Raw genomic sequence first — 5,802 nt, 5'->3', positions numbered from 1 at the left:
TTCCTCCGATCCGCGGTCCTCCGGGCGCTTCGCCGCCCGCAGCGCCCGTCACGTCAGACACCCCGTTCCGCCCCGGCCCGTGCGCGCTCCCCGGATGGAGCCCCGGTCCGGCGCCCTGCATTCGAGACCGAACATGACCACCGACCACTACGAGGACACCGACGACAACCGCGAGAGGGTGCTGAAGAACCGGCAGGTTCTCGGCTTCATCTCGCGCCTGTGGCTGCGCCGGCCCTGGCTGCTGACCGGGACCGTCGGCCTGACCCTGCTCGCCATCGCGTTCGACCTGGCCTGGCCGCTGACCGTCCAGCACCTGGTGGACCAGGTGACCGCGCCGACGCCGGACCTCGACGCGGTGTGGTGGGCCTGGGCGGCGTTCGCCGGCGTCTACTTCGCCTTCTCGGTGATCCGGAACACCGCCATGCGGTTCCTGATCCCCATGTCGGCCAACAACATGAAGGACATGACCGACGACGCGTTCCGGCGCGTCCAGTCGTTCAGCGCCGACTGGCATGCCGACACCTTCGCCGGCGCCACGGTCAGGCGGCTGTCGCGCGCCATGTGGGGCTACGACGTGGTGACCGATGCGGTGCTGATCTGGTTCGGGCCCGCGGGGCTGGTGCTGATCGGCCTCTGCGCGATCATGTTCGTCCAGGCGCCGGTCGTGGGCGCCTTCGCGTTCGTCGTCTGCGGGCTCTACATCGCCTCCAACATCGTCCTGACCACGCTCTACGCGCGGCCGGCCAACCTGAAGTCGGTGGCGATGGACTCGCGGATCGGCGGCGCGATCGCGGACTCGATCTCGTCCAACGCCACGGTGAAGGCCTTCGGCGCCGAGCCGCGCGAGGAGGCGCGCATCGCGGGCGTCACCGAGATGTGGCGGACGGCCACCATCCGCACCTGGAGCCGCTTCACCGACCTGTGGCTGCTGCACAACATGATCCTGGTGGTGCTGGGCGGCGGGATGACCGGCCTGATGCTGATGGAATGGCAGAAGGGCGAGGTGAAGGCGGGCGCCGTGGCGCTGGTCGTCACGGCCTTCCTGCAGATGACCGGGTATCTGCGGAACATCGGCGACAACATCCGCATGGCGCAGCGCGGCCTCGACGACGCCGAGGACGTGGCCCGCTACGCCATGACCGACCCGCAGGTGGTGGACGGGGCGAGCGCGCCCGGGTTCCGGGCCGAGCTGGGCGAAATCGTCTTCGACCGGGTGACCTTCCGCTACAAGTCCGCGCCCGAGCCGCTCTACGACCGCTTCACCCTGCGGATCGCGCCGGGCGAGCGCGTAGCGCTGGTGGGGCCGACGGGGTCGGGCAAGTCGACGTTCGTGAAGCTGATCCAGCGGCTGTACGACGTGCAGGACGGCGCGATCCTGATCGACGGCCAGGACGTGTCGGCGGTCACGCAAGGGTCCCTGCGCCGCGCCATCGCCGTGGTGCCGCAGGATCCGGCGCTGTTCCACCGGACGCTGGCCGAGAACATCAGCTACGCCCGGCCGGACGCCACGGCCGACGAGATCGCGCTGGCGGCGAGGCGGGCGCGTGCGCACGACTTCATCGCCCGGCTGCCCAAGGGCTACGACACCCTGGTCGGCGAGCGCGGCGTGAAGCTGTCGGGCGGCGAGCGGCAGCGGGTGGCCATCGCCCGCGCCTTCCTGGCCGATGCGCCGATCCTGGTGCTGGACGAGGCGACCAGCTCGCTGGACGTCGAGACCGAGCGCCAGGTGCAGGCGGCGATGGAGGAGCTGATGACGGGGCGCACGACCATCGTCATCGCGCACCGGCTGTCGACCATCCGCGGCGCCGACCGTATCCTCGTCTTCGAGAACGGCCGCATCGTCGAGGAAGGCCGCCACGCCGACCTGGTGAAGAAGGGCGGGACCTATGCCCGCCTGAACGCGGTGACCGAGGGCGTGGCGTAGGTCGGCGGAACCCCGGCTACGGACGGCGGTTCCGTCCGGCGAGAGAAGGAGCCTGCGCATGGACGAGAAGACCCCCGAGGCGCCGCATACCGTGCCGGCCGGCCTGATGGACGAGATGCTGGGCCTGAAGGGGCCGAACGGCGAGCTCATGCACCAGGGCAAGCCGGCGCTGGTGGTCGACCTGCCCGACGACGACGAAGACGAGGACTGACCTCCTACTTGCGCAGGTGGGCGTCCAGGAACTTCACATAGGCTTCCGAGGCCGTCACGCGGTTGTCGCGGCGCTGGAAGCCGTGGCCTTCGTCGGGGAAGACGATGTACTCGACGGGGACGCCGTTGGCCTTCACGGCGGCGACCAGTTCGTCGCTCTCGACCTGCAGCACGCGCGGGTCGTTCTTGCCCTGCACGACCAGCAGCGGTCGCTTGATGTTGCCGGCATGGAACAGGGGCGAGATCTTCGTGAGGCGCTCGCGGTCGGTCGCGGGGTTGCCGAGTTCGTCGTAGAGGCTGTCGCGGGCGGCGCCCCACCACGGCGGGATCTGCTCCAGCGTGCGCACCCAGTTGGTGACGCCGAAGATGTCGATGCCGGCGTCGAAGGCTTCGGGCTCGAAGGCGAGGGCCGCGGCCACCATGTAGCCGCCGTAGGAGCCGCCCACGACGGCGACCTTGTCGTCGGCCACCCAGTCCAGCGACTTCAGCCAGCGCGCCGCGGCGGTGACGTCCTTGAGGTCGGCGTCGCCGTGCCGCTTGTCGTCCAGGTGGAAGAAGGTCTTGCCGTAGCCTGAGGAACCGCGGTTGTTGATCGCGTAGACGGCGTAGCCCTTGTTGACGAGGTTCTGGATGTCGGCCGAATAGCCGCGGCGGCTCTGGCCGCCGGGTCCGCCGTGGACCCAGACCAGCGCATGCGCGGGCTTCGCCGCCGACGCGCCTTTGGGCCGGTAGAGGATGCCGGGGATCTCCAGGCCGTCGTAGCTTCTGAAGCGCGCGACGCTGGCCTCGACCAGGTCCTTCTCGTCCATCTGCGGGTTGAGCGCCGTGGTCAGCCGGCGCGCCTTTCCGGTCGCCACGTCGGCGACGAAGATGTCGGACGGCGAGGTGTCGGAGGCCACCGTCAGCGCGACGGCCTCTTCGTCGGCGCTGAAGCGCACGCTGCCCAGGTCGCCGGCAGGCAGGCCCGCGAGCTTCAGCACGGAGCCGTTCTTCAGGTCGTGGACCCTCAGCACGGTCGAGGCGTCGGCATTGATGTAGTCGGCGCGGTAGCGGCCGCTGTGGGAGAACTTGAGGTTCGAGACGTCCCACTTGTCGGCCACGAGCGGGCTCTTCGCCCCGCTCGCGACGTCGTAGCGCCAGGCCTGGGTGAACTCGCCCGGCTCGTCCGTGGAATAGACCAGCGCCTTGCCGTCGGGCGTGAACTCGTAGGCGCCGAACGCCACGGCGCCCTGGTGCGGGGTGATGAGCTTCGGCTCCGGGTTCGCCTGCGACAGGTCGACCAGGAAGAGGTCGCTGTCGGCGCTGGAGTGCTCCTTGACCAGGACCAGCCACCGCCCGTCGCCGGACACGTCGCCGAGGGTCAGGCCGGGGTTCTTGAAGACCAGCTTCCGGTCGTAGGTCCTGGCGTCGTAGGCGTAGAGGTCGAAGGCCTTCGGATCGCGCTCGTTGGTCGAGACGTAGAAGGTGGCGCCCGACGCGTGCCAGCCCGCGAACTGGGCCTTCAGCTTTTCGCCGGGCGTCAGGTCCTTTACCTGGCCGTCGAGGCCGCGGACGTAGAGGTGGTTCAGCTCGTTGCCGCCCTGGTCGGCGGTGAACAGGACCCGCTCGTCGGCCGGGAACCAGGAGGTGGCGAAGGTGGCGCTGCCGGTCGAGCTGGTCAGCGGCTGCGGCGCGCCGCCCGCGACCGGCAGGACGTAGACGTTCACGACGCCGGTCCGGTCGCTGGAGATCAGCAGCTTCTTCGCGTCGGGCGAGAAGGCGTAGCCGTCCTGCGGCGGCAGCGCATAGCGCGTCGTCTCGTAGAAGGCGCGGGTCGGATAGACCTTGGCGGCCTGCGCCATCGCCCCGGTCCCGGCGGCGCAAAGTCCCAGGGCGGCGAACGCCAGCACACCGATCCGCATCGTCATCGAACACTCCCGACAGCCTGAGGCCCGACCTTAGGCGGCGATCCGCCGCTGGCAAGCGGGCTGCAGCGCGCCCGTCTACAGTGCGCCGTGCAGCGCGTCGGCGAGCGCCGGGGCCAGGTCGCCTCGGGGCTGGACCTTCACGCCCTCCAGGCCCAGCCAGCCCGCCATGCGCTTCAGTTCGGCGGCGAGCTTCGCGGGCGTTTCCGGCGAGGCCCAGGGCTCGGCGTGGGCGGACTGGACGATGAGGACAGAGGCCTTGCGGTCGGACTTCAGGTCGACGCGGGCTGTGAGCGCGTCGCCTTCCAGGAACGGCAGGACGTAGTAGCCGTGCTGGCGCTTCTCGGCCGGCACGTAGATCTCGATGCGGTAGCGGACGCCGAACATCCGCTCGGTGCGCTCGCGGAACCAGATGGCGTTGTCGAAGGGCGAGAGCAGGGACGCGGCCTCGATCCGGCGCGGCCAGCGGGCGGCCGGGTCGAGGTAGGCGGTCTCGCGCCAGCCCTTCACGGCGACGGGGACCAGTTCGCCGGCCTCGACCAACTCGGCGATGCGGTCCTTCGCGCCCTCGACGGGCATGCGGAAGTAGTCGCGCAGGTCCTTCGACGTGGCGATGCCCATGGCGCGGGCGGCGATGCGGTAGAGGGCGCGCTGGGCGTCGGCGCGGGCGGGCGTGGGCGTGTCGATCACGGCCCTCGGCAGCACCTTCTCGGGCAGGCCGTAGACGCGCTCGAACGTGCCGCGGCGGGTCGCGGTGGTGAGTTCCCCGGCCCAGAACAGGCACTCGACCGCGCGCTTGGCCTCGCTCCAGCCCCACCAGCCGCCCTCGCCCTTGTGGCCCATTTCCAGCTCGCCGGCCGACATGGGCCCACGCGCAGCGATCTCGTCGTGGACCCGGTCCACGAAGTCGCGCCGCTCGCGCAGGAACTTGGCCACGCCCTTCCAGACGCCGACGCCGGACCGCGCGTCCTCCATGCGCCAGCGGAGCAGGGGCTGGGCGGCGAGCGGGAGCAGCGAGGCCTCGTGCGCCCAGTATTCGAAGATCGGCCGCTTCTTCGCCCACGCCACCTCTTCCAGAAGTTCGCGCGGGTAGGCGCCGAGCCGGGAGAAGAAGGGCAGGTAGTGGGTGCGCGAGACCACGTTGACGGAGTCGATCTGCACGACGCCCAGGCGCTCGATGGTCTTCACCAGCCGCCGCCTGTCGACCGGGCCGTCGCGGTCGCCGCCCACGCCCCCCTTGCCGAAGCCCTGGGCGGCCAGCGCGATGCGGCGGGCCTCGCCGGGGGTGAGGGTGTCCTTCATGCGGTCTCCGCGAGTCGGGCGGACAGGCTAGCCATCGAACAAAGACGGAACAAGATATCCTCAACGGATGGTTAACAACCGTGACCTTACCGCCTTGGCGGGCGGAACAAACGAGCACCGCCTGTGGTGGGGTGTCGCAGTCGCCGCGGCGGCGCGCGGCGGCGGCGTCAGCGCTCCAGCCGTCCGTCCGCGAACACCTCGGGCTCGAAGGGGAAGAGCACGTCCGGGTCGGGATCGGGGACGTCGCGGGCGATCCCGTCCGGCGCCAGCGCCTTCAGCAGCGCGCGCATGATGTTGCTGCGGGCCAGCGCCTTCTCGTCGGTGTGGACGATGGTCCAGGGGGCGTCGGTGGTGTGGGTGCGGCGCAGCATCTCGTCGCGGGCGTCGGAGTAGTCGCCCCACTTCTCCTGCGCCACGGCGTCCAGGGGGCTGACCTTCAGCGCCTTCAGCGGATCCTCGGTG

At 70.5% G+C, this 5,802-nt stretch carries 4 protein-coding genes and 1 pseudogene; 2 read left to right on the top strand and 3 right to left on the bottom strand.

Translation table 11 applies throughout. The annotated features are described in order from the left end of the window. The first annotated feature begins 133 nt into the window (after nt 1–133). A complete protein-coding gene (locus JNL41_RS00420) occupies nt 134–1,924 on the top strand; it encodes an ABC transporter ATP-binding protein (protein ID WP_293472117.1) in 1,791 nt (596 codons plus the stop codon). 58 nt (nt 1,925–1,982) lie between these two features. Continuing rightward, nucleotides 1,983–2,135: a hypothetical protein gene (locus JNL41_RS00415; RefSeq protein WP_293472116.1), complete on the top strand. Its 153-nt coding sequence runs from the start codon at nt 1,983–1,985 to the stop codon at nt 2,133–2,135. A 4-nt stretch (nt 2,136–2,139) separates the two neighbouring features. On the opposite strand, the gene JNL41_RS00410 is transcribed toward JNL41_RS00415, so the two are convergent. The 3 genes and pseudogenes from JNL41_RS00410 to JNL41_RS00400 form a co-directional block, all read right to left on the bottom strand. Then, entirely contained in the window at nt 2,140–4,041 is a 1,902-nt protein-coding gene (locus JNL41_RS00410; protein WP_293472114.1) for a S9 family peptidase, read from the bottom strand. 75 nt (nt 4,042–4,116) lie between these two features. Then, nucleotides 4,117–5,340, bottom strand: coding sequence for a winged helix-turn-helix domain-containing protein (locus tag JNL41_RS00405; RefSeq protein ID WP_293472112.1), 1,224 nt, complete (start codon nt 5,338–5,340; stop codon nt 4,117–4,119). Nucleotides 5,341–5,507: 167 nt separating this feature from the next. Then, nucleotides 5,508–5,802: pseudogene (locus JNL41_RS00400) on the bottom strand (polyphosphate kinase 2); the annotation flags it as partial.

Source organism: Phenylobacterium sp., assembly GCF_016793285.1.
Classification (GTDB): domain Bacteria; phylum Pseudomonadota; class Alphaproteobacteria; order Caulobacterales; family Caulobacteraceae; genus Phenylobacterium.
This window is presented reverse-complemented; position numbering and strand designations above follow the sequence as displayed.